Origin of the sequence: Pseudomonas sp. NFACC46-3, assembly GCF_900114515.1 — a bacterium.
GTDB classification, from domain to species: domain Bacteria; phylum Pseudomonadota; class Gammaproteobacteria; order Pseudomonadales; family Pseudomonadaceae; genus Aquipseudomonas; species Aquipseudomonas fluorescens_Q.
Genome location: NZ_FOTH01000011.1, coordinates 14753 through 40365, shown reverse-complemented (window position 1 = coordinate 40365; position 25613 = coordinate 14753). Strand labels below are relative to the sequence as shown.

Below are 25613 nucleotides of genomic sequence, written 5' to 3'. Positions count from 1 at the left end.
GTTGAAGAACGACTTCTCGCCGGTGATCGGGTGGGTGATGATCGCCGGGCCCGGCGTGCGGGTTTGCAACTCGTCGTTATCGAGCCAGCGCCACTGGATGCCACCCGCCCGGCAGCGGGCCTCCACTTCGCCGCGGTCTTCGGTCTTGAAGAAGTGCTGCCACGACACGTCGAGTTTGTCGGTGAAGGTGCGCACGTAGAGCAGGCCTTTGTCCTCGAACTTTTCACGAAGGTCCGCCGGCAGCTTTTCGTACATCAAGCGACAATCCACCACCGGGGTCGCGCCGCCCACGGGCGCGGCTTGCTCGCAATAGAACATCTGCTTGCGCGGCCAGCGGTCCTGATGGGAGCTCTCGTTGTGGAACAGGATCATCTTGCGCTCGGGGTACGGCGTGGAGCGGTAGGTGTTCTTGCCCCCTTCCTTCTTGGGCAGGTCGCCGTACTGACCATAGAGGCCCGGTTGGATCGCTTCGGCGAACGCTTCAAAGCCCTGGATGCCGTCCAGCTCGAAACCGCGAAACAGGATGCCCGCATGCTCGGCCAACTTCTGTTCAATGAACGGCCGGTTCTGCTGGATCCACTCGATGACATCCAGATGGGGCTCGCCCGGCTCCAGCATCAGCGGGAATCGTTGCGGTGCCGCCACCAGGGATTCGCGCACCCGTGTTGGCCGGGGCCTGGCGACCGGTGTCGCGGAACGCTTGAGAAACTTGCCCAGTTTATCGGCCTTGGGCCCCGGGACGGTGGCAGGCTTGGCGGCTGCCGCCAAGTGGTTGACTGGCATGCGGATAGCTCCCAATTGAATGTCCTGATCAGCGACGATCTGTTCCAACAGGGCTGTCCAGGCCTGAATCAGGTGCTGAATGCGCTCATGTCCGAACAAGGTTGTGGCGAACTGCCAATTACCGCGCAGTTGCCCTTCTTCTTCGTCAACGAACAACGCCATGTCGAATTTAGAATGGGTCTCGAGGGCTGGCAGGGCTTCCACGTTCAAGCCGGCCACGGTTCGGCTGCGTACCGGTACGTTGTTCATCACGAACAACACCTGGAGTAACGGATTCATCCCCTTGTGTCGCGGTACGCCCGACGCCTCGACAATCTGGTCGAATGGCAGGTCCTGATGCTCCAGCGCACCGAGCAGGTTGTCCTGGGTGTGGGCCAGGAACGCCGCAAACGTGAGTTCGGCATCAAAGCGTGAACGCAGAGGCAACACATTGACGAAGAAACCGATCAGGCGCTCAAGCTCAGGCTGTTCACGACCGGCCACATCAGCACCGACGACGATGTCTTGCGCCGCGCAGACCCGGTGCAACAACACCTGGAACGACGCCAGCAGCGTGCTGTACAGCGTGACACCGGCCTCGCTGGATAAACGCCGCAATGCCGCCGTCAATCCGGGGGAAAGGTGGAACTGCAACGCATCGCCGTCATAGGACGCTGTCTGCCCCCGAGGGTTTTCCAGTGGCAGGCTCAGGCGACCGTCATAGCCACTGAGCCGGTGTTTCCAGTAGTCGGCCTGACGCGCCAGCACGCCCTGCTCTTCCAGCGCCTGCTGCCACAACGCGAAGTCGTAGTACTGAACGTCCAGGGGCGACAGCGGCATCGGCTGGCCGTTGAGGGACGCTTCGTAGACCTGCACCAGCTCGTTGATCAACAGCCCCATCGACCAGCCATCGGAGATGATGTGGTGCATGGAATACAACAACACATGCTCGGTCGGTCCCAGGTGCAGGATCCGCCCGCGCCACAGCGGAGCCTGTTGCAGGTCAATCGGCGTGCGCGCGTTTTCCAGCGTCGCCCGGGCCACCTGTTCTTGCTGGGCACTGGGCGAGAGGCTCGACAAATCGATCACCGGGAAGCCCCCTTCGATCTCATCGGCAATCAGCGCCAGCGGATCGCCTTCGTCGTCCTGGGTGTACGCCGTGCGCAGCACGTCATGGCGGCGGACCACGGCGGCGAAGCTGCTCAACAGATGTTCCACCGACAACTCGCCAGACAAGCGCAACGCCAGGGGCATGCCATAGGCCGAGGTGCCGCCGGACAATTGTTCGGCGATCCACAGGCGCCGCTGCACCAGCGACAACGGTGCCGAACGTCGCGGCCCATGGGCCTTGAGCCGGATCCCACTGGAGTCGCCCGCCCGAACCGCTCCATCCGCACTCCCAGCCATCAGGGCCGCCAGCGCCTTGAGCTGCGGATGATTGAACAGGTCCCGCAGGCTCAGCGGATAGTCCGTCAGCTTGCGCAGTCGTGAGACGGCCTGGGTGGCCAGCAACGAATGGCCGCCGCGTTCGAAGAAATGATCGTTGCGCCCGATCTGCTCTACCTCCAGTACTTCTTGCCAGATGCAGGCAATCCGTTGCTCCAGCTCACCCTCGGGCGGCACGAAGCCTTGCTGCGACTGGTTGGCGTCGAATCGGGGCAGCGCCTTGCGCTCCAGTTTGCCGTTCGGGCTCACCGGCATGCGCTCAAGCCATACCCAATGCTGCGGGACCATGTAGTCCGGCAGGTGCTGGCCCAGGTGGGTCTTCAAGGCCTGCTCGAAGGCAAGGCCGATACTGGCCTCGGCATTCAACAGCGCCGAGGATTGCGGCACCACATAGCCCACCAGCAACGTGCCGTCCTGGGCGATCACGACGCTGTCGCGGACCTCGGCATGTTCGGCCAGGCGCGCCTCGATCTCGCCCAGTTCAATGCGCAGGCCACGGATTTTCACCTGATGATCCAGGCGCCCGGCGTACTCGATCACCCCGTCGGCCCGGTAGCGCGCCAGGTCGCCGGTCCGGTACAGGCGCGCGCCGTCACCAAACGGGCTGGTGACGAAGCGCTCGGCGGTCAACGCCGGGCGACGGTGATAACCCCGCGCCAGGCCTTCGCCCCCCAGGTACAGCTCGCCGGTGACCCCCACCGGCAACGGCGACAGGTCCGGGTCGAGGATAAACGTACTCAGGTTGGCGATCGGTTGGCCAATCGGCACCGCGTCCCGGCCTTCGTCGACACAGGTCCAATGCGTCACGTCGATGGCCGCTTCGGTGGGGCCGTACAGGTTGTACAGGCCGGCGGCGGGCAGTTTGGCGAACACCTGCAACTGGGCATCCACCGGCAAGGCTTCGCCACTGCAAATGATCCGCTTCAGGCTCTGGCAACGACCCACCTCCGGGTCTTGCATGAACACCTGCAACATCGACGGGACGAAGTGCAAGGTGGTGATCTGCTGCGCGCTGATCAGCTCGATCATCTGCGCCGGGTCGCGGTGGGCGCCGGGCGGCGCCATGACCAGGGTCGAACCGGTCAACAATGGCCAGAAGAACTCCCAGACCGACACGTCGAAACTGAACGGGGTTTTTTGCAGCACCCGGTCGCTCGCCTCCAGCCCATAGGCGTCCTGCATCCAGAACAACCGGTTGGCCAGCGCCGAGTGACGGTTACCCGCGCCCTTGGGTTTGCCGGTGGAGCCCGACGTGTAGATCACGTAGGCGAGGTTTTCACCATCGACCGCGACCGCTGGATTGCGGTCGCTGCGACCGGCCAGCCAGTCGCCGGGCTGATCCAGTACCAGGCTGCGCAGGCCGGTCGGCAGCGGCAGTTGTTCCAGCAAATGCCCCTGGGTCAGCAGCAAGCCAATGCCGCTGTCGTCGAACATGTAGGCCAGGCGATCCTGGGGATACTCCGGGTCCAGCGGCACGTAGGCGCCGCCGGCCTTGAGGATCGCCAACAGGCCGACCACCATTTCCACCGAGCGCTCCACGGCGATGCCCACCAGCACATCCGGGCCGACCCCGTGCTCGATCAGCACATGGGCCAGGCGGTTGGCCTGGGCATTGAGGTCGGCATAGCTCAGCCGTTGGGAGGCAAAAACCAGGGCACAGGCATCGGGGGTTTTATCCACTTGCGCTTCAATCAGTCGATGCACACTGCGATCGAGGGGGTAATCCATCGCGGTGGCGTTCCAACCCTGCTGGACCTGTTGCTGTTCGGCATCGAGCAATGCCAATTGCCCGACCGAGCGCTCGCCGCCCAGGGTCAGTTGCTCCAGCAGATGGCGCAGGTGCCCGCCGATACGACTCACGTCGGCCGGCGTGAAGCTGTCGTGGCTGTAACTCAAGAGCAACGACAGCGTTTCACCCAGGTTCACCGCCAGGGTCAGCGGGTAGTTGGTTTGTTCGTGATTGGCCACCTCGCCGAAGCGCAACGTGGCCGGCGCCCCCTCTTGCAACGCCTGGGCAACCGGGTAGTTCTCGAACACCAACAGCGTGTCGAACAGCGCCGCACCGCCCTGCCCGGCCCAGCGCTGGATATCGAACAGCGGCGTGTGTTCGTGCTCGCGCAGGCTCAGGTTGCGCCCCTGGACCTCCTGCAACCATTGGCCGACGCTCTGCTCGGCCCGGGGCTGGCCGATGACCGGCAAGGTGTTGATGAACAGGCCGATCTGCTGCTCCACGCCGGGAATCTGTGCCGGACGTCCGGCCACGGTGGCGCCGAAGGCAACGGTGGAATGTCCGGTACAGCGTTGCAGCAACAACTGCCAGGCCGCTTGCACCAGCGTGTTGACCGTGACTTTCTGCTCACGGGCAAAGCGCTGCAGCCGCGCCGTGGTTTGGGCATCGAGCAACTGCTCGTGTTCGCCGTGGCCATGGCGGGCATCGGTGCGGTTGTCCCGGGCAAAAGCCCCCGCCAGCAACGTCGGCTCGTCCAGTTCGGCCAGTTGCGCCTGCCAGAATTGCTCGTTGGCCCGTGGGTCTTGAGCCGACAGCCACTCGATGTAGTCGCGGTAGCATCCGGATGGTCGGGCCAGGACCTGGCCGCTGTAGCGTTGCAGCACTTCGCCGAGCAACTGCGAGTTGCTCCAGCCATCCATCAGGATGTGATGGCTGGTGTAGATCAAGTGATAGCGGTCCTCTGCCACGCGCGCCACCACCAGTCGCAGCAACGGCGCCGCATCCAGTTCAAAGCCCTGGCGCTGCGCCCATGCAAGGGCTTCAAGGTCCTGTGACAAATCCGGCCTGGCGCGCCAGTCGTGGGATACAAACGCAACCTCCAAGCGTTTGTGCACCACCTGCAAGGCGCGCTTGAATTCGCCTTCCCAGACAAAACTGCTGCGCAGCACGTCATGGGCGTCCATGGCCGCCTGCCAGGCCTGACGGAAGCGCTCGACGTCCAGGCCTTCGACATCTACCCGCAACTGATTGATGTAGTTGCCGGCCTGTTGCTCAAGCAACGTGTGGAACAGCATGCCCTGCTGCATCGGCGACAACGGATAGATGTCCTCGACCTGTCGCGGCGCCAGCGGCAAGGCGTCCAGTTGCGCCTGGGTCAACCCGGCCAGGGGGAAGTCCGACGGTGTGAAGCCCTGGTGTTGCGCCTGGCAGCAGTGCTCGATCAGCGCTTGCAACTCTTGACCGTAGTCCACCGCCAGCGCCTGGATCGTCGAGGCGTCGAACATCTGCGCGCTGAATGTCCAGTCGATGCTCAGCTCGCCCGCGTAGACACTGCCGTTGAGCGTCAACCAGTTGTCCAGCGGCGCCAGGGGGCTCTGTGGCTCGCCTGCCGCTTCACTGGCCGGGCTGAACAGCCCGTCGGCCTCCTCGGCAAAACCGCTGTCGAACTGGCCCAGGTAGTTGAAGGTGATCCGCGGCTTCGGCAGCGCCTCAAGGGTACGCCGCGTCTGCTCGTCGCCCAGGTAGCGCAATACACCGAATCCGAGGCCTTTGTCGGGGATCGCCCGCAATTGCTCCTTGATGGCCTTGATCGACTCCCCAGCGGTCGCTGCCGGTGTCAACCGCACCGGGAACAGACTGGTGAACCAGCCGACGCTGCGGCTCAGGTCCACGTCATCGAACAGCGCTTCACGGCCATGGCCTTCCAGTTGAATCAAGGTCGAGGCCTCTGCGGTCCATCGACCGATGACCCGGGCCAGGGCGGTCAACAGCAGATCGTTGACCTGGGTCCGATAGGCCGCTGGCGCTTGCTGCAAGAGCCGGCGGGTCTGGTCTTTGTCCAGTCGCGTCTGAACCTGCATCCCATCGCACCTGCGCAATTCGCCCTGAGGCCGGTCGCAAGGCAGATCGTGACGAGCGCCCTCCAGTTGCGCTTGCCAGTAAGCCATCTGCACCTGCAACGCCGCACTGTCGGCGTGCAATTTCAAGCGTTGCGCCCAGGCCTGCGTAGCGCTGGTCTTGGCCGGCAGCTTGAGGGCCTGGCCGGCTTGCAACTGCTGGTAAGCCTGTTGCAGGTCTTCCAGCAGAATGCGCCAGGACACCCCGTCCACCACCAAGTGATGAATCACCAGCAACAGCCGTTGACTGCCGTCGGCGAGGTTTGCCAATACCCCACGCAGCAACTCGCCGCTTTCCAGTGCCAGGCTGCGCTGGGCTTGTTCGGCCAAGCGTTCGAGCGCCGGGGAATCGGCCACTTCGGCGGTCCACAACAGCGGTGAACGTTGCCAAGCCGCCTGCTGCTCGGCGAGGGTTTGATGGTGCCCGGTCCAGCTGCCATTTTCGCGTTTGAAGGCCAGGCGCAAGGCATCGTGGTGGGTCACCAAGGCCTGGAGCGCCTGCTCCAGGTGCCCGCCGTGGATCGGTCGTAAGCCCTTGAGCAGTACCGACTGGTTCCAGTGGTGAGGCTCGGCCATGTCCTGTTCGAAAAACAACTGCTGGAACGGCAGCAACACCGCGTTCCCCGTCACCGGGCCCTGGTCGATGCCGGGGCGGCTGTCATCCAGGGTGGCCACACTGGCGAGGCCTTGGATGGTCTGGTGGACGAACAAATCCTTGGGGCTGAAATGGATCCCGGCCTGACGGGCCCGGCTGACCACCTGGATGGAGATGATCGAATCGCCCCCCAGTTCGAAGAAGTTGTCGCTGACACCCACTTGCGCTTGCCCGAGCACGCTTTGCCAGATACCGGCCAGTGCCTGTTCCATGGCGGTATGCGCTGCGACGTAAGCCTTGGGGCTGGCGCTGAGATCGGCTGGGGGCAGCGCCTTGCGCTCCAATTTGCCGTTGGGGCTGACCGGCATTTTTTCCAGCCACAACCAGTGCTGCGGCACCATGTAGTCGGGCAAGGACTGGCTCAAATGCGCCTTGAGGCGGCCTTGCAGCGCCTGGCGCACGGCCTCTTCGGCGCTCAGTAATTCAGCGCGTGTCGGCACCACGTAGGCCACTAGCAGGCTACCGCCCTGGGCGATCACCACGGTTTCGCGCACGTCATCGTGCTCGGCCAGGCGCGCTTCGATTTCCCCCAGTTCGATGCGCAGGCCACGGATTTTCACCTGATGGTCCATGCGCCCGGCGTATTCGATCACACCGTTGGTGCGGTAGCGCGCCAGGTCGCCAGTGCGGTACAGCCGCTGGCCGTGGCCAAAGGGGCCGGTCACGAACCGCTCGGCCGTCAGCGCGGCGCGGCGGTGGTATCCACGGGCCAGTCCCTCGCCCGCCAGGTACAACTCGCCGATCACGCCCACCGGAACCGGCGAAAGCTCATCATCCAGGATGTAGGTGCCCAGGTTGGCGATCGGCTGGCCAATCGGCACGCTGTCGCGACCTTCCTCGACACAGGTCCAGTGAGTCACGTCGATGGCCGCCTCGGTCGGGCCATAGAGGTTGTACAGGCCGGCGTTCGGCAGTTTGGCGAACACCTGCTGCTGGGCGTCCACCGGCAGGGCTTCACCGCTGCAAACGATGCGTTTGAGGCTGGTGCATTCGGCCACGTGGGGGTCTTGCACAAAAGCCTGCAACATCGATGGCACGAAGTGCAGCGTGGTGATGCGCTGTGCGGTGATCAACTCGATCAGTTGCGTCGGGTCGCGATGCACGCCCGGCGCGGCCACCACCAGGGTCGCGCCGGTCAGCAGCGGCCAGAAGAACTCCCACACCGACACGTCGAAACTGAACGGCGTTTTTTGCAGCACGCTGTCGGTGGCATCGAGCCCATAGGCCTGCTGCATCCAGCACAGGCGGTTGACCAGTGCCGAATGCCGGTTGCCCGCGCCCTTGGGCTTGCCGGTGGAACCGGAGGTGTAGATCACGTAGGCCAGGTTCTCGCCGTCGACCACCACGTCCGGATTTGTGTCGCAACCTGCGTACACCCCGCCATCAGGCAGGTCCAGCACCAGGCTGTCGATCCCCTGCGGAATCGGCAACTGATCGAGCAAATGCTGCTGGGTCAGCAGCAAACCGATGCCGCTGTCCTCGAACATGTAGGCCAGGCGATCCCGGGGGTATTCCGGGTCCAGGGGCACATAGGCACCGCCGGCCTTGAGAATCGCCAACAGCCCCAGGACCATTTCCACCGAACGCTCCACGGCGATGCCCACCAACACATCCGGGCCGACGCCATGCTCGATCAGGGTGTGAGCCAGGCGATTGGCCTGGGCGTTGAGTTCGCCGTAGCTCAGGCGTTGCTCGCCAAACACCAGCGCCGGGGCATCCGGGGTCCGGCGTACCTGTTCTTCGATCAAACCCTGGACACTGCGATCGAGCGGATACGCAACCGCCGTCGCATTCCAGTCGACGAGCAGGCGCCGACGCTCGACAGCGTCCAGCAACGTCCACTGCGCAACCGGGCGATGCAGGTCCTGCACCAAGCCGTGCAACAGGTTGAGCCAATGCTGGCCCATGCGTTCGAGGGTGGCCGGCTCGAACAGGTCCGTCGCGTAGATCAACGCAGCGTGCAGGCCCTGCGGGCTGTCGGTGGTCTCCAGGCTCAGGTCGAACTGCGCGGTGCGCTGCGCCCAGCCAAGGGGTTCGACCGCCAGGCCCGGCAATGCGTCTTCAAAGACCGAGGCGGTTTCGTTGCGGTGGTTGAACATGGCCTGGAACAACGGGCTGTGGCTCAGGTTACGCTGGGGCTGCAAGGCATCGACCAATTGCTCGAACGGCAGGTCCTGATGCATCTGCGCCGCCATGGCCGTCTGCTTGAGTTGTTGCAGCAAATCGGCACCGGTCAGATCGCTGTGGAACTCGGCGCGCAGCACCTGGGTATTGACGAAGAAACCGATCAACCGTTCGGTTTCCAGGCGTTGACGGTTGGCAATCGGCACCCCGACGCGGATGTCGGCCTGGCCGCTGTAGCGGTGCAGCAGGGCCTGGAAGGAACCGAGCAACAGCACGAACAGCGTGACGTTTTCCCGCCGGGCCAGGGCCTTGAGGGCATCGCTCAACGCAGGATCCAGCACAATCGGCAGCCGCGCCCCGCGCAGGCTTTGCTGGGCCGGGCGCGGATGGTCGGTGGGCAGTTCCAGCAGGGGTTGCTCGCTGCCCAGTTGCGCGGTCCAGTAGGCCAGTTGCCGATCCTGTTCGCCGGCGGCCATCCATTGGCGCTGCCAGACGGCATAGTCGGCGTATTGCACTTCCAGCCCGGGCAACTGCGCGGGCTGCCCCTGGGTGAACGCCGAATACAGGCTCATCAGGTCGTCGACCATCACCTGCAACGACCAGGCATCGGAAACGATGTGGTGCAGGGTCAGCGCCAGGACGTGGTCCTGCTCACCCAGTTCCAGCAATGCCACACGCAGCAGCGCATCGTTCAGGAGGTCGAACGGGCGTTGTGTCTGCTCTTCGAGGAAGGCCTGAATGCTGGCCTCATCCGCTGCGCTCAGACGTTGTTCGACGAAGCTGACCTGCCCCTGCGGGCGAATCACCTGGCAGGTGCGTCCATCGTCCTCCACGAACACGGTGCGTAAGCTTTCATGCCGTTGCACCAGCGCTTCAAAGCTGCGGCGCAGGGCGACTTTGTCCAGGGTGCCGCGCAATCGCAGCGCCGTGGGAATGTTGTAGGCGGCACTGTCCGGGTCCATTTTCCACAGGAACCACTGGCGCTCCTGGGCAAACGACAGCGGCAGTGGCTTATCCCGCGCCACGGCGGCCATGGCCTGGGGCTGTACGCCCGACCCGGCGTCGAGGGCCGCGACAAAATCCTGCAACGTGCTGTATTCGAACAGGCTGCGCAGCGGCACCTCGATGTCCAGCAGCCGACGAACCCGCGAGACCACTTGGGTCACCAGCAACGAGTGTCCGCCCAACTCGAAAAAGTTGTCGTGCAGCCCGACACGCTCAAGCTTGAGGACCTCCTGCCAGATCTGCGCCACTTGCTGCTCGCGCTGGCTGCGGGGCGCCACGTAGGCACGTTGCAATTCGCTGGCATCCGGGGCCGGCAACGCCTTGCGATCGACCTTGCCGTTGGGCGTCAGCGGCAGTTGCGCCAGGAACAACAGGTGCGCCGGAACCATGTACTCGGGCAACTGCGCCTTGAGCGCGGTTTTCAGCGAGGCGCGCAACGCGGCCTCGGCCTCGGCGTCCAACACCTCAGCCGTGACCGGCACCACATAGCCCACCAGTTGCGCCCCGGTCGGGCCTTCATGGGCCACCACCACGGTTTCACGCACGCTCGCCTGGGCCAGCAACGCCGCTTCGATTTCCCCCAGTTCGATCCGCAAGCCACGGATCTTCACTTGATGGTCGATACGGCCGATGTACTCGACCACGCCTTCGGCCCGATAACGGGTCAAGTCGCCAGTGCGGTACAGCCGCTCGCCCGTGCGCGAAAACGGATCGGGCACGAAACGTTCGGCGGTCAGGGCCGGGCGTTGGAAATAGCCGCGGGCCAGGCCTTCACCGCCAATCAGCAGCTCACCCGGCGCACCGGGTGGGTTGAGCGTCAGGTCGCTGCCAACGATGTACAGCGCCGTGTTGTCCAGGGGTTTGCCCAGGAACGGACGGCTGCTTTCCGGGCTCAAGGGATGCACCGCCGACCAGATCGTGGTTTCGGTCGGACCGTAGAGGTTCCAGACCTTCGACGAAAGGGCCAACAAGCGTTGCGCCAGCTCCAGGGGCAACGCCTCGCCGCCACACAGGAACGTGCGCTCGGCCAACAGCGCAGACTGCTCGTGATCCAGCAGCATGCGCCAGCTCGAAGGCGTGGCTTGCAATACGGTCACGTCATGGCGCTCGATCAGCGCCAGCACCGCTTGCGGATCCTGGTGGACGTTCTGGCCGGTCAGTACGATGCTGGCCCCGGCCGACAACGGGCCGTAGATTTCCAGGCCAAAAATGTCGAAGGAAAACGTCGTCAGGGAAAGCATGCGATCGCTGGCCACAAGGCCTGGCTGGGCGATCATGCTGACGACGAAATTGCTCAGCGCACCGTGGCGTACCATCACGCCCTTGGGTTTGCCGGTGGAACCGGAGGTGTAGATGACGTAGGCCAGATGCTCGGCGCTCAGTGGCACCACCGGACAGCTGCGCGGTGCGGCCTGCAGCGCGGCGTCGGGCTGGTCCAGCAACAGGGTCTGCAGGGTGGCCGGAATCGGCAGCAGCGCCTGCAAACGGGCCTGGGTCAACAGCAGTTCGATGCCGCTGTCCTCGATCATGTAGGCCAGGCGATCCTCGGGATACGCCGGGTCCAGGGGCACGTAGGCGCCACCGGCCTTGAGGATCGCCAGCAGGCCGACGATCATCTCGACGCTGCGCTCCACCGCGATGCCCACTGGCTGGTCAGGCGTCACGCCCAGGGCCATCAAGCGGTGGGCGAGCTGGTTGGCGCGCGCGTCCAGTTGCCCATGGGTCAGGGTCTGTCCATCGATGGTCAGCGCCAGCGCGTCGGGGGTCTGGCGCGCTTGTTCGGCGATGCGCCAGTGCACGCATCCGGTTCCGGCACCGTGGTCGGCCACGCGGTACCAGTCTTGCTGCGTCAGGCGCTGCTGGGCGGCGTCAAGCAACGGCAACTCACCGATACGTTGTTGCGGCGTCTCGACAATGCCTTGCAGCAGGTTCTGCCAGTGATGGGCCAGGCGTTCGATAGTCTGCGGCTCGAAGAGGTCGGTGGCGTAGGTCAGCTCGGCGGCAACGCCCTGCTCGGTTTCATAGGTGCCCAGGGTCAGGTCGAACTGGGCGGTGCGCCCTTCCCACACCAGGTCTTCGATGCTCAGCCGGGGCAACTGCAACTGCCGGTCCTGGGTATCACTGGCTGTCTGGTGGTTGAACATGACCTGGAAGATCGGGCTGTGGCTCAGGCTGCGTTCCGGTTGCAGGGCTTCGATCAACTGCTCGAACGGCAAGTCCTGATGAGCCTGGGCGGCCATGGCCGACTGCTTGACCTGAGCGAGTAAGCGATCGAACGGCAACTGCCCATCGACATCGGCGCTGAGCACCTGGGTGTTGACGAAAAAGCCGATCAGGCCCTCGGTCTCGACCCGGTTGCGGTTGGCCACGGGCACGCCGACGCGGATCTGCGGCTGGCCACTGTAGCGGTGCAGCAACGCCTGGAACGAGGCCAGCAACACCATGAACAAACTGGCCCCTTCACGTTGGGCCAGTTGCTTGAGCGCCGCGCCCAGTTCCGGCGACAGGTTCAGGTCCAGGCGCGCACCGCGAAAACTCTGCACGGGTGGGCGTGGGTGATCGAGGGGCAGCTCTAAAACTGGTTGTTCGCCACCCAGGGTCTGGAGCCAATAGGCCAGTTGCCGCTCGCGCTCACCGGCCTCGAGCCAGTGGCGCTGCCAGATGGCGTAGTCGGCGTACTGCACGGTCAGTTCCGGGAGTTCCAGTGGCTGGCCGGCAGTGTCCGCAGCGTAATGGCGGACCAGCTCATCCACCAGCACCTGCATCGACCAGCCATCGGAGATGATGTGGTGCTGGATCAGCGCCAGCACATGGTCGTCTTCGGCGATTTGCAACAGTGAAACCCGCAGCAGCGGCCCTTGGCGCAGATCGAATGGGCGCGCGCTTTGCGCCTCGACGAAGGCCTTGATGCTGTCGTCCTGGCTGGCTGGCGAACCGGCGGGCAACGCGTGGACCGCAATACGCAGCGGCATGTGCGGGTGGATGACCTGCACGGCCTGCTCGCCATGCTCGATGAAAGTGGTGCGCAAGCTCTCGTGGCGCTCGACCAGGGCGTTGAAGCTGCGCTCCAGGGCGGCCACGTCCAACGGCCCCTTGAGGCGCAGGGCACTGGGGATGTGATAGGCCGAGCTGTGCGGGTCCATCTGCCACAGGAACCACTGGCGTTCCTGGGCATAGGACAGCGCGATGTGTTCAAACCCGGAGCGCACCTCGGGGATCGGCAGGTTGGCCGGCGAGACGCCCTCTTCGAGCATTTTTTCCAGGTACAGCCGGCGTTTGTCCAGCGGCAGAGTGATAAAGCGCTTGGCAATCCTCAAAGCAACACTCTTATCCATCAGACTTCCTCCATTTCATCAAGCAGGGCTTCCAGCTTGTTCAGTTTCTGTTCGTTGATTGGCCCGTCCCCGATGTCCAGTTGCGCGACAAAGTCCCTCAGGACGGGGTGCTGGAAAATCAGTTGCGGGGTCAGGCTCAGCCCCAATTCGAGGGCGAGACGCGAGACGGCATTGACCGCCAGCAGCGAATGGCCGCCCAGCTCGAAGAAGTGATCGTTCAAACCCACGCGTTCCACCGTGAGCACCTGGGCCCAGATCGCCGCGACCTGCTGCTCGAGTTCACTGGCCGGCGCGACATAACCGGTTTGCAGCAAGCCGGTCTCCGGGGCCGGCAAGGCCTTGCGGTCGAGCTTGCCGTTGGGCGTCAGCGGCAGTTGATCGAGGAACAGCAGGTGCGCCGGAATCATGTAGTCGGGCAAGTGTTCCCTGAGACCGGCCTTGAGCTGATCGCGCAGGGCACGCAGCGCTTCGGTGACGTCCAGGTCCAGCGCTGGGGCGACCACGTAGGCCACCAGTTGCTGGCCTCCCGCCGCGTCCTGGGCCAGGACGGCCACCTCAAGCACCTCGGGTTGTTGCAGCAGCCGCGCTTCGATTTCCCCCAACTCGATACGGAAGCCGCGGATCTTCACCTGATGGTCGATCCGGCCCTGATATTCGAGCACGCCATCGACGCGATAACGGCTCAGGTCGCCAGTGCGATACAAGCGCTCGCCGTTGCTGGAAAACGGGTTGGGCACGTACTTCTCGGCGGTCATCGCGGCACGGCCGAGGTAGCCACGGGTGATGCCCGCGCCGCTCAGGTACAGCTCGGCCGAGACGCCTTGGGGCACCGCTTGCAGGTTAGCGTCCAGCAGGTAACTGGCGGTGTGCTTGAGGGGCCGGCCGATGTTCGCGGTGCCGCCGACGGTGCGGCGGGTCCAGGTGGAATAGGTGGTGTCTTCCGATGGGCCGTAGAGGTCGTAGACATGCTCGCTGCCACACTGGTACAGCGCTTCCACCAGGCTCTGCTTCAACGGCTCACCGGCCAGGTTGATGATGCGCACGCTGGCCGGGATTTCACCGCTGCGCTGCAACGCGGCAATGGCCGATGGCACGGTGTTGACCAGGCGCACCTGATCCCGGGCCGGCAGGTGCGGCAACTCCAACGCGTTACGAGCGATGATCAGCGAGCCGCCATTGGCCAGGGTCACGAACAGCTCCCACACCGACAAGTCGAAACACACGGAAGTCGATGCGAGCACGCCTTGGATATCGTCGCGGCTGTAGACCGATTTCGACCAGTCGATCAGCGCCAGCACGTTGCGATGGGCAATCGCCACGCCCTTGGGCTTGCCGGTGGAGCCGGAGGTGTAGATCACGTAGGCGAGGTTGTCTGGCGTGACCTGGGTGTGGGGTGCGCTCAGCGGGTAGTGCGTCAGGTCGAGTTGATCCAGCATCAACACAGCGGTCTCGGTCGCAACGGTCAGCGTCGCCGCCACCGCTTGCTCGGTCAGCAGCACCCGCGCGCCGCTGTCGTCGAGCATGTAGGCCACACGTTCGGCCGGATAGTCCGGGTCCAGCGGGACGTAGGCGCCACCGGCCTTGAGCACCGCCAGCAAGGCAATCAGCAACTGCTCGGAACGCGGCATTGCCACGCCCACTCGCACTTCCGGGCCCACACCCAGTTCGATGAGTCTATGGGCCAGGCGATTGGCCTGGCCGTCCAATTCGCGGTAGCTCAGACGGGTGTTGGCGAAGGTCACCGCCAGGGCACCTGGCGTGGCTTCGACCTGACGAGCGATCATCTGGTGAATGCACAGCGTTTGCTCGAACGGGGCGTCCACCGGGTTCCAGTCATGGGTCAGACGCTGATGCTCATCGAACTCAAGCATCGACAGTTCACCCAGGCAGCGCTCGCCATGGGCGGTCATCTGCCCCAACAGTTGAGCCAGGTGCGCCGCCAGCCGTGCCACGCTGGCGGGCTCAAAACTGGCCCGCTGGTAGCTCATGTGCACTGACAACTGCCGATCGAGGCCCACCAACAGCGTCAGCGGGTAGTTGGTCTGCTCCTGGGTGGCCACCGGGCCGAAGCGCAGGCCGTCTGGCGCGCCTTGCTCCAAGGCTTGGGCAATCGGGTAGTTCTCGAACACCAGCAGGCTGTCGAACAGCGTTTCACCGCCCTGCCCGGCCCAGCGCTGGATGTCCAGCAACGCGGTGTGCTCGAACTCCCGCAGCGCCAGGTTCTGCCCTTGCACGGCCTGCAGCCAACTGTCCAGGGATTGCTCGGCCCGCGGGCTGGCGATCACCGGCAAGGTGTTGATGAACAGGCCGATCTGCTGCTCGATGCCGGGCACATCCGCCGGGCGGCCGGCGACCGTCGCACCGAAGGCCACCGTGTCTCGACCGGTGTAACGCTGCAACAGCAGCAGCCATGCCGCCTGCACCAAGGTGTTGACGGTGACTTTCGAGGCACGGGCAAAGGCTTCCAGGCGTCGGGTCAGCGCTTCGTCCAGCACCTGGACATGATCGCCATGACCGGCCTGGGCCTGGGCCGGCTTCGCCATGACGTCGGCCAGGCGCGTCGGGGTCTCCAGGCGTCGCAGCGCAGGCGTCCAGAACGCTTCGCTGGCGGCCTCGTCCTGGCGTTGCAGCCAGGCAATGTAATCGCGATAACGCCCGGCCGGACGGACCACGCTCTCCCCCCGGTAATGCTGCAAGACTTCGCCGAGCAACTGCGCGCTGCTCCAGCCGTCCATCAGGATGTGATGGTTGGTGTAGATCAGGTGATGACGGTCGGAGGCGGTGCGCACCAGCACCAGGCGCATCAGCGGCGCCCGGGTCAGGTCCACGCCTTGGGCACGTTCTGCGTCGGCGAGGGTTTGCAGGGCGTCATCAATATCAGTGCGCCCGTTCCAGTCGAGCACACGGAACGGCACCTCGACCTGTCGCTGCACGATCTGCACCGGCTGCGCCAGGTCGCCCTGCCAGAAGAAGCCGCTGCGCAGGATGTCATGGGCATCGACCACGGCTTGCCAGGCGGTGCGGAAACGCTGCGGGTCGATGCCCTCGACGTCGAGGCGCATCTGGTTGATGTAGTCGCCACTGTCCTGCTCGAGCACGGTATGAAACAGCATGCCCTGCTGCATCGGTGACAGCGGGTAGATGTCGTCGATGGCCTGGGGGTGTTGGACCAGGGTGTCGAGTTGCGCCTGGGTCAGCCGCGCCAAGGGGAAATCCGACGGCGTCACGCCACGGCTGTTGTCGTCGCAGCAATGGGCGATGAGCGCGGTGAGTTCCTGTACATAGTCATCGGCCAGGCGCTGGATGGTCGCGGCGTCGAACCTGTCGCCGCTGAAGGTCCAGCTCAAGTCCAGCTCGCCGCCGAACACTTGGCCGTCGAGGGCCAGCGGGCTGCCCAGCGGGCCTTGCAGGTTCACTTCTTCGCCGCCGCGCTCGGTGGTCGGCACGAACAAGGCCTCGTCGGCCCCCTCGAAACTGCCGTCGAACTGGCCGAGGTAGTTGAAGGTCAGTTGCGGTTTCGGCAAGGCTTGCAGGGGTTGGCGCGCAGAGTCATCGCCCAGGTGCGCCAAGGCGCCGAAGCCAATGCCCTTGTTGGGAATGGCGCGCAGTTGCTCCTTGATCTGCTTCAGCGAGGCGCCGAGATCGGCAGCCGGGGTCAGCTTCGCGGGGAACAGGCTGGTGAACCAGCCGACGGTACGAGTCAGGTCGACGTGGGCGAACAACTCTTCGCGGCCATGGCCTTCGAGTTGCACCCACACGCTGTCGTCGCCGGTCCAGCGCACCATCACCCGCGTCAGCGCGGTCAGCAGCAGGTCGTTGACCTGGGTGCGGTAGGCCGCCGGGGCCTGCTGCAACAGTTGCCGGGTGAGGGTTTTATCCAGTGCCGAGCGGATCGTCACGGCTTGGCTGTGTTGCTGCCCGCCCTGGGGATTATCCCACGGCAACCCCGCCGAAGCGCCTTGCAACTGTTGCTGCCAAAAGCCCAGTTCGGCCTGCAAGGGTGCGCTGGCCGCGTAGTCCTGCAACGCGGCGCTCCAGGCTTGGACCGCACTGGTCTTGGCCGGCAGTTGCACCGCCGTGCCCGCGAGCATCTGCCGGTAAGCGCTTTGCAGGTCTTCGAACAGAATCCGCCAGGACACCCCGTCCACCACCAAGTGATGCACGATCAGCAACAGCCGCTGCGTGCCATCGGCGAGGTTCGCCAGCAGCGCGCGCAGCAGCGGGCCGCCGTCCAGTTGCAGGCTGCGCTGGGCCCGGTTGCCCAGCACTTCCAGCTCAGCGAGATCGGCGACGTTGGCCTGCCACAGCAGCGTGCCAGCGGCCTGCGCCTCGACATCACGGTAACGCGCGATCCAGCCTTCGCCCTGTTCGATAAAGTCCAGGCGCAAGCTGTCGTGGTGCTCGATCAGCGCGCCCAAGGCTTGCTCCAGTACCTGCGCATCCAGTGCCTGCGCCGGTTTGAGCATCACCGATTGGTTCCAGTGATGACGGTCGGGGATCGGTTGGGCGAAGAACCATTGATGGATCGGCAGCAGTGCGGTTTCGCCGGTCACGGGTTGCTGGTCGATCGGTTGCAGCGGCGCGCCCGTCTGGACCACGGCGGCCAGGGCCTCGATGGTCTGGTGCTGGAACAGATCCTTCGGCGTGAACTGGATACCGGCCAGCCGGGCGCGACTGACCACCTGGATCGAGACGATGGAATCGCCGCCCAGTTCGAAGAAATTGTCCTGCAGGCCGATTTGCCCAAGCTTGAGCACGTCCTGCCAGATGGTCGCCAGTTGCTGCTCCAGCGGGCTGCGCGGCGCCACGTAGGTTTGCTGCAATTGGCTGACGTCGGGCTTGGGCAGGTTCTTGCGGTCGAGCTTGCCGTTGGGAGTCAGCGGCAAGCGTTCAAGCAGCAGCAGATAGGCCGGGACCATGTGCGCTGGCAGGGTCGCCTTGAGCTGTTCGCGCAGGTGCTCGGCGAAATCCTTGCGCACGGGTTCATCGGCCACCGCATAGGCAACCAGGCGCTTGCCGCTACCAGCCGGGCCTTCTTGAGCCACGACGACCGTTTCGCGCACGCCATCCAGGGCTTGCAGGCTGGCCTCGACTTCGCCCAGTTCGATGCGGAAACCGCGGATCTTCACTTGGTTGTCGATACGGTCCAGGTAATCGAAAGTGCCGTCGGCGCGTTGGCGCACCAGGTCGCCGGTGCGGTACAGCAAGCCGCCTTCCGCGCTGAACGGATCAGCGACAAAGCGCTCGGCCGTCAGCGCCGGGCGGTTCAGGTAACCCCGGGCCAGGCCGCTGCCGCCCAGGTACAACTCGCCGGCCATGCCTTGGGGCAGCAGGTTCAAGTCAGCATCCAGCACGTAGGCGCTGCGGTCGCCGATGCGGCTGCCGATGGGCGCATACGCGGCGCCGCACGCCACGTCACGGCCGGCCTTCCAGATCAGCGGCGTGACCACGGTTTCGGTCGGGCCGTAGCCGTTGATGATGAAGTCCGGATCGAGGGCGCGCTTGACCCGTTCGAAACTGGCGTTGGGCACCGCATCGCCGCCGAAGCAATAGATGCGCACCCTGGGCGGGTTGCCTTCGCGCTCGGCGTGTTCGGCCAGTTGTTGCAGGTACACCGGCGGGAACGCCACCACCGTCACGCCGTGCTCGCGCATCGCGTTATAGGTCTGCTCCGGGGTCCACAGACTGTCGTCACGAATCAGCAGCGAGGCACCATGGGTCAGGCTGGTGAGCCAGCGCTCATGGGCACCGTCGAAGGCGAAGGACATGAAATGGAATTCGCAATCACTGTCGCGCATTTCATAGCGCTCGCCGATGGCCTGGCAGTGCATCGCCAGCGGTCCATGGGCCACGCTCACACCCTTGGGATTGCCGGTGGAACCGGAGGTGTAGATCACGTAGGCAAGGTTCTGTGGATCGACCTCGATCGCAGGTGCATGAATGGGTTGCAGGCTCAGGTCCAGGCGATCGAGTTCCAGCACCTGTGCGGCACGTTCCAGGGGCAACTGCGCCGACACGCGAGAATCGGTGAGCAACAGCGCCAGCCCCGAATCCTCGATCAGGTACGCCAGGCGTTCACGGGGGTAGCTGGTGTCCAGCGGCACGTAGGCAGCGCCGGCCTTGAGCACCGCCAGCAGCGCGACGATCACCCCTTCGCTGCGCGGCAGGGCCACGCCGACGCGGGTTTCCGGGCCCACGCCACGGGCGATCAGCGCATGGGCCAATTGGTTGGCCCGGCGGTCGATCTCGCCATAGCTGAAGCGCTGGCCATCGAAGATCACCGCCGTGCTGTGCGGTTTCAGCGCCGCCAGATGGGCGATGCGTTGATGCACGGCAATGTCGGTCGGGTACGGTTGCGGGTAGTTGGCAGCCTGTTGCGCCCGGTGTTCCTCATCGTTGGCCAGGGCGATCTCGCCGAGGCGACGCTCGGCGGATTCGGCAAACCGTTCCAGCAGGTGCAGCAATTGCGCACTCAAGCGCTCGATGGTCGCGACGCTGAAATGCGCCTGGTCAAAACTCATATGCAGCGCCAGCGTCTCGCCCAAGGTCACGCCCAGGGTCAGCGGGTAGTGCGTCTGATCCTGGTTGGCGACTTCGCCGAACACCACGCCTTGGGCGGTGCCACGTTGCAACGCCGCGGAGATCGGGAAGTTTTCGAACACTAGCAGGCTGTCGAACAGCGCTCCCCCGCCCTGCCCGGCCCAGCGCTGGATGTTTGCCAGCGGTGTGTGCTCGAATTCGCGCAGGCTCAGGTTCCGGGCTTGCACGGCGGCCAACCAGGCAGCGACCGTCTGGTCCGGACGCGAGCCTGCGATCACTGGCAAGGTGTTGATGAACAGGCCGACCTGTTGTTCGATGCCAACCAATTCTGCCGGTCGCCCGGCCACGGTGGTGCCGAACGCCACGCAATCACTGCCGGTGTAACGCTGCAACAGCAGCAACCACGCCGCTTGCACCAGGGTGTTGACGGTGACTTTCTGCTGGCGGGCGAATGCATTGAGACGGCCCGTGCGCGGCGCGTCCAGCGTGTAATGCCTGAGCGCGTGAGCGCTTTCGCTGCGCACTTCAGCACTCGCCGCGGCGGCGTTTGCGAGCAGCGTCGGCTCCTGGAGATCGGCCAGTTGCCCCAGCCAGAACGTTTCGCTGAGGGCTGTGTCCTGGCGCTGCAACCATTGGATGTAATCGGCGTAGCGGCTGACCGGACGCGGCGGCTGTTGACCGGCGTAGCGTTGCAGCACTTCGCCAAGCATCTGCGCGCTGCTCCAGCCGTCCATCAGGATGTGATGGTTGGTGAAAATCAGGTGATGACGCTCATCGCTCAGCTGAATCAGCGTGACCCGCAGCAGTCCGGCCTGAGTCAGGTCGAACCCCTTGGCCAGGTCGGCGGCGGTGAAATCCTTGAGGGCCTGGGCGACATCATGGCGCCCGCGCCAATCGAGCAGGGTGTAAGGCAGCGCCAGGCGGCGATGGATGATCTGCAACTGCTCCTGCAACTCACCCTGCCAGATGAAGCCGCTGCGCAAGATCTCGTGGGCGTCCAGGGTCGCCTGCCACGCGGCGCGGAAACGCTCGGGGTCGAGGCCATCGACATCCACGCATAACTGGTTGATGTAGGTGCCGGTGCCCTGCTCATACAAGGTGTGGAACAGCATGCCTTGCTGCATCGGCGACAGCGGGTAGATGTCCTCGATAGCGGCAGCCGGCACTGGGATCGCGTCCAACTGCGCCTGGGTGATGCGCGCCAGCGGGAAGTCCGACGGTGTGATGCCCATGGATTGGGCCTGGCAACAATGGTCGATCAGCGCTTCCAGTTCGCGGGCATAGTCATCGGCCAGACGGGCGATGGTCGCCTCGTTGAATTGCTCAGTGCTGAACGTCCAACGCAAATCGAGCTCGCCGTCGTAGACCTGACCCTCGACGCCCAGCCCGTTGTCCAGCGGCGCATCGAGGCTCTGCTCGAGCCCGGCGCTTTCGCCCGCCGGGCTGAACAGCGCGCCCTCGCTGGCATCGAAACTGCCGTCGAACTGGCCGAGGTAATTGAAGGTGATGCACGGCAATGGCAAGGCCTTGAGACAGGCTTGTGCCGCGTCGTCGCCCAGGTAGCGCAGCACACCAAAACCTATGCCCTTGTTCGGGATCGCCCGCAACTGCTCCTTGATCTGCTTGATCGCGGCGCCCACGCTATCGGCAGGAGTCAGCCGCACCGGGAACAGGCTGGTGAACCAGCCGACCGTACGGGTCAGATCGACGTCGCTGAACAGCTCTTCGCGGCCATGGCCTTCCAGTTGAATCAGCGTGTCGGCATGCCCGGTCCAGCGGCAGATCACTCGCGCCAGGGCGGTCAGCAGCAGGTCGTTGACCTGGGTGCGATACGCCGCGGGGGCCTGTTGCAGCAGTTGCTGGGTGAGGGTTTTGTCGAGTCGGCTGTGCAGCACTTTTGCGTATCGGCTTTGCCGGCTGCCTTGGGGATTGTCCCAGGGCAGATCCATCATGGCGCCTTGCAGTTGTTGCTGCCAGAAGGTCAATTCGGCGCGCAGCGTTTCAGTGCTCGCGTAGGCCTGCAGATGTTCGCCCCAGGCCTTGTAGGCGCTGGTCTTGGCCGGCAACTGGAGGGCGGCTCCGGCGCTGGCCTGTTGATAAGCCCGTTGCAGGTCTTCCAGCAGGATGCGCCACGACACGCCGTCCACGGCCAGGTGGTGCACGGCCAGTAACAGACGCTGGCTGCCATCGGCCATGTTCGCCAGTACTGCACGCAGCAGCGGGCCCCTTTGCAAATCCAGGCTGCGCTGGGCCTTGGCACAGAGGTCTTGCAGCTCAGCGGCGCTCAGGTTATCCGCGGTCCACAGCAACTCGGGGTCGATCGCCACCGGCGCCACGTCGGCGCGCCAGCCCGTCGGGGTTTCGGTGAAGCGCGAACGCAAGGCATCGTGATGCGCCACCAAGGCGTTGAGGGCCTGCATCAGCGCTGGCGCCTGCAACGGCAGGTGGCTGCGCAACAGGACAGCCTGGTTCCAGTGGTGACGCTGGGCAATGGTGTCCTCGAAAAACACCTGCTGGATGGGCAGCAACGGCAGCTCGCCGCTGACCGGCCCTTGATCGATCTGCAGGCCACTGCCGCCCTGCTGCGCGACACTCGCCAGGCCTTGTACGGTTTGATGCTGGAACAGGTCACGGGGGGTGAAATGGATCCCGGCCTGTCGCGAACGGCTGACCACCTGGATCGAGATGATCGAGTCGCCGCCCAGCTCGAAAAAGTTGTCGGTCAGGCCGACCTGTTCAAGCTTGAGCACGTCCTGCCAAATGGCCGCGATGCCTCGTTCCAGCTCACTGCGGGGCGCGATGAAGGCTTGCTGCAGCTGGCTGGCATCGGCTGAAGGCAAGGCCTTGCGGTCGAGCTTACCGTTGGGGCTCAGCGGCAATTGCGCCAGGAACAGCCATTGCGTGGGCACCATGTAATCCGGCAGGTGATCCTTGAGCTGCGCCTTCAGGGTGTCCCGCGCCGCGCCCTGCACCTCGGCCGAGGCCAACACCAGCGATGCATCCTGGGGCACCACGTAGCCCACCAGTTGCAGGCTGCTGCCACCCTGCACCGCCAGCACGACGGCTGCGTTTACCGCGTCCAGTTCCAGCAGGCGTGCTTCGACTTCGCCCAGCTCGATGCGCAAACCGCGGATCTTTACTTGATGATCAACGCGCCCGACGTATTCGATCTGGCCCAAGGTATTGAAACGTGTCAGGTCGCCGGTACGATACAGGCGCGCGCCAGTGGTGGAAAACGGATCAGGGATGAACCGTTCGGCGGTCAAGCCCGGACGCTGGAAGTAACCGCGCGCCAGCAGCTCGCCGCCAATCAGCAACTCGCCGACCACGCCCACAGGTGTGGGTTCGAGGTGCCCATCGAGCAGATAGGTATGCCGGCCTGGCAGCGGTTGACCAATGGGCAAGGTCAGCGGCAGCGGCCGGCGATTGAAGACGTAATCGCTGCAATCAAGGGTGGTGGCGGTGACCGTGGCTTCGGTCGGGCCGTAGGTGTTGAGCAGCTTGACCTGATCGAGCCCGGCCCGACGCCAGGCCTGCACGCCCTCGGGCGGCATCGCCTCGCCACCGCTGTGCACCTGGCGCAGCGCAGCGTAGTCACGCGGGCCGGCAGCGGCGAACTCCTTGGCGATCATGTTCCAGTAGGCGGTGGTCAGGTCCATGACCGTGATGCCCTGCTCGACGATGTGGCGGTACAGGGTTTCGCTGTCCCACACCTCGTTGCCACGCAGCAGCACCGAGGCGCCGCAGGTCAGCGGCCCGAACAGTTGCTCGCCAAAGGCATCGAAGTTGAACGTGGCGAATTGCAGCACGCAGTCGGCACTGCTCAAACCGTAATAGTGCTGCGAGGCAAACGCATGCTTGCTCAGCGCGCCATGACTGATGCCGACGCCTTTCGGGCGCCCGGTCGAGCCGGAGGTGAACATGACGTAGGCCAGGCTGTCGGCCCACACCTGGCGTTGCAAATTGCCGGGCTCAGTGTCTTCCCAAGACTGGCTCTGATCCAGGCACAAGCAACGCACGCCCTCGGGCACAGGCAGGCGTTCAAGCCAATGGCTTTGGGTCAGGAGCAGGCGACTGGCGCTGTCTTGAATCATGAACCGCAGGCGATCAACCGGGTACTGAGGGTCCAGCGGCACGTACGCACCGCCGGCCTTGAGCACGGCAAGGATGGCGACCACCAGTTCCAGGCTCCGGTCGACAGCTATGCCCACCAGCACGTCAGGACCGACACCCGCCGCCACCAACGTGCGCGCCAGGCGATTGGATCGGGCGTTGAGCTGGCCGTAGGTCAATCGTTGTCCATCGCAGATCAAGGCGATGGCGTCCGGGCCGTGTTCAGCTTGCGCCTCGAACAGTTCGTGCACCGGGCGCTCGCTCGGCCAGGTCGTGTCGTGGCGCCCCCACTCAGTCACCAACTGCCGGTATTCAGCCGGCGCCAGCAACGCGAGTTCGCCGACCCGCTGCTGTGGGTCGGCGACGATGTTGCGCAACAGCAGCGTCCAGTGCCGCGCCATGCGCTCGATGGTTTCGGGGTTGAACAAATCACTGGCGTAGGTGAACGCGGCATGCAATTGGCCGCCCTTTTCGTAGGTGTCCAGGCTCAAGTCGAACTGGGTGCTGCGCGATTCCCACTCGATGACCCCCAGCTCCAGACCGCTGCCGACTTTCAGCGTGGTGACATCGGCCACTTCCGGCTGGTGGTTGTACATCACCTGGAACAACGGGTTGTAGCTCAGGCTGCGCTCAAGCTTCAGCGCCTCGACCAGCCGTTCGAAGGGCAGGTCCTGGTGGGCCTGGGCGCCGAGGGCGGTTTCCTTGATATCGCGCAACAGGTCGCCAAGACGGGCCTGGCCATCCACTTGCACCCGCAACACCTGGGTGTTGACGAAGAAACCGATCAGCCCTTCGATTTCCTGGCGGTTGCGGTTGGCGACCGGAACCCCGACCCGCAGGTCGTCTTGTCCGGTGTAACGGTGCAGCAGGACACTGAAGGTACCCAGCAACAGCATGAACAAGGTCACCCCGTGCTGCCGGGCCACGCCGCGTAGTTGCTCGACCAGCTCGGCCTCCACCACCTGCTCCAGGCGACGACCGCGATAGCTCGGCAGCATCGGGCGTGGGTAGTCGAGGGGCAGCTCCAACACCGGATGCTCGTCGCCCAGTTGCGCTTGCCAGTAATCGAGTTGCCGCTGCAGCTCGCCGGCCTCCAGCCAACGGCGTTGCCACAGGGCGTAGTCGCTGTACTGGATCGGCAAGTCGGCCAACTGCGGTGCAACGCCCGCCTCATGGGCGTCGTAGAAACGGATGAACTCATCGATCAACACGTTCATGGACCAACCGTCGGAAACGATGTGGTGCAGGGTCAGCAGCAGCACGTGCTCCTGCTCATCGAGCTTGAGCAATTCGACCCGCAGCAACGGGCCGCAGGCCAGGTCGAAGGGCCGCATCGACTGAGCCTCGGCAGCCAGGCGAACCGCCTGCTCGCGCTCGTCGGCCGGCATGGCACTGAAGTCCGCGTGGTCGATCACCAGGGGCGCGCTGGCCGGCACTTGCAGGAGGCGGTCGTCGGCCTGGCGCTGGAACACTGTGCGCAGGGTTTCATGCCGCGCCACCAGACTGGCGAAGGCCTGCTCCAGGGCCGGCAGGCTCAACACTCCGCTAAGCCGCACCGCCCCGGGCAGGTTGTAGGCGCCGCTGTCCGGCTCCAGCTGCCAAAGGAACCACATGCGCTGCTGGGCATAGGACAACGCCTGGCGATCCTCGGCCTCGACGCCCTGGGGGATGGGGAAACCGCTGAACTCCACGCCCTCCTTGGCCAGCGCCGCGAGGAACATCCGGCGCTTGTCCAGGGGCAACCCGATAAACCGGCGAGCAAGTTTCAAGGCGTCTTCAGCATTCAT

Annotated in this window: 2 protein-coding genes (1 of these 2 cut by a window edge); both read right to left on the bottom strand. The window is 64.6% G+C overall.

Annotation, left to right across the window (positions count from 1 at the left end; all coding sequences use genetic code 11):
* Nucleotides 1-13173, bottom strand: partial view of a non-ribosomal peptide synthetase gene (locus BM300_RS13375; RefSeq protein ID WP_092463108.1) — the 5' portion only. The gene continues 363 nt to the left of window position 1, outside the view; the window shows 13173 of its 13536 coding nt (coding positions 1-13173); its start codon is at nucleotides 13171-13173; its stop codon lies off the left edge, out of view.
* A complete protein-coding gene (locus tag BM300_RS13370) occupies nucleotides 13173-25613 on the bottom strand; it encodes a non-ribosomal peptide synthetase (protein WP_092463107.1) in 12441 nt (4146 codons plus the stop codon). Before BM300_RS13370 ends, BM300_RS13375 begins: the two co-directional genes overlap by 1 nt.

What these genes read in the sequence shown, in the direction of transcription:
- BM300_RS13370 (WP_092463107.1), bottom strand. Translation starts at nt 25,613, where the DNA reads ATGAATGCTGAAGACGCCTTGAAACTTGCTCGCCGGTTTATCGGGTTG.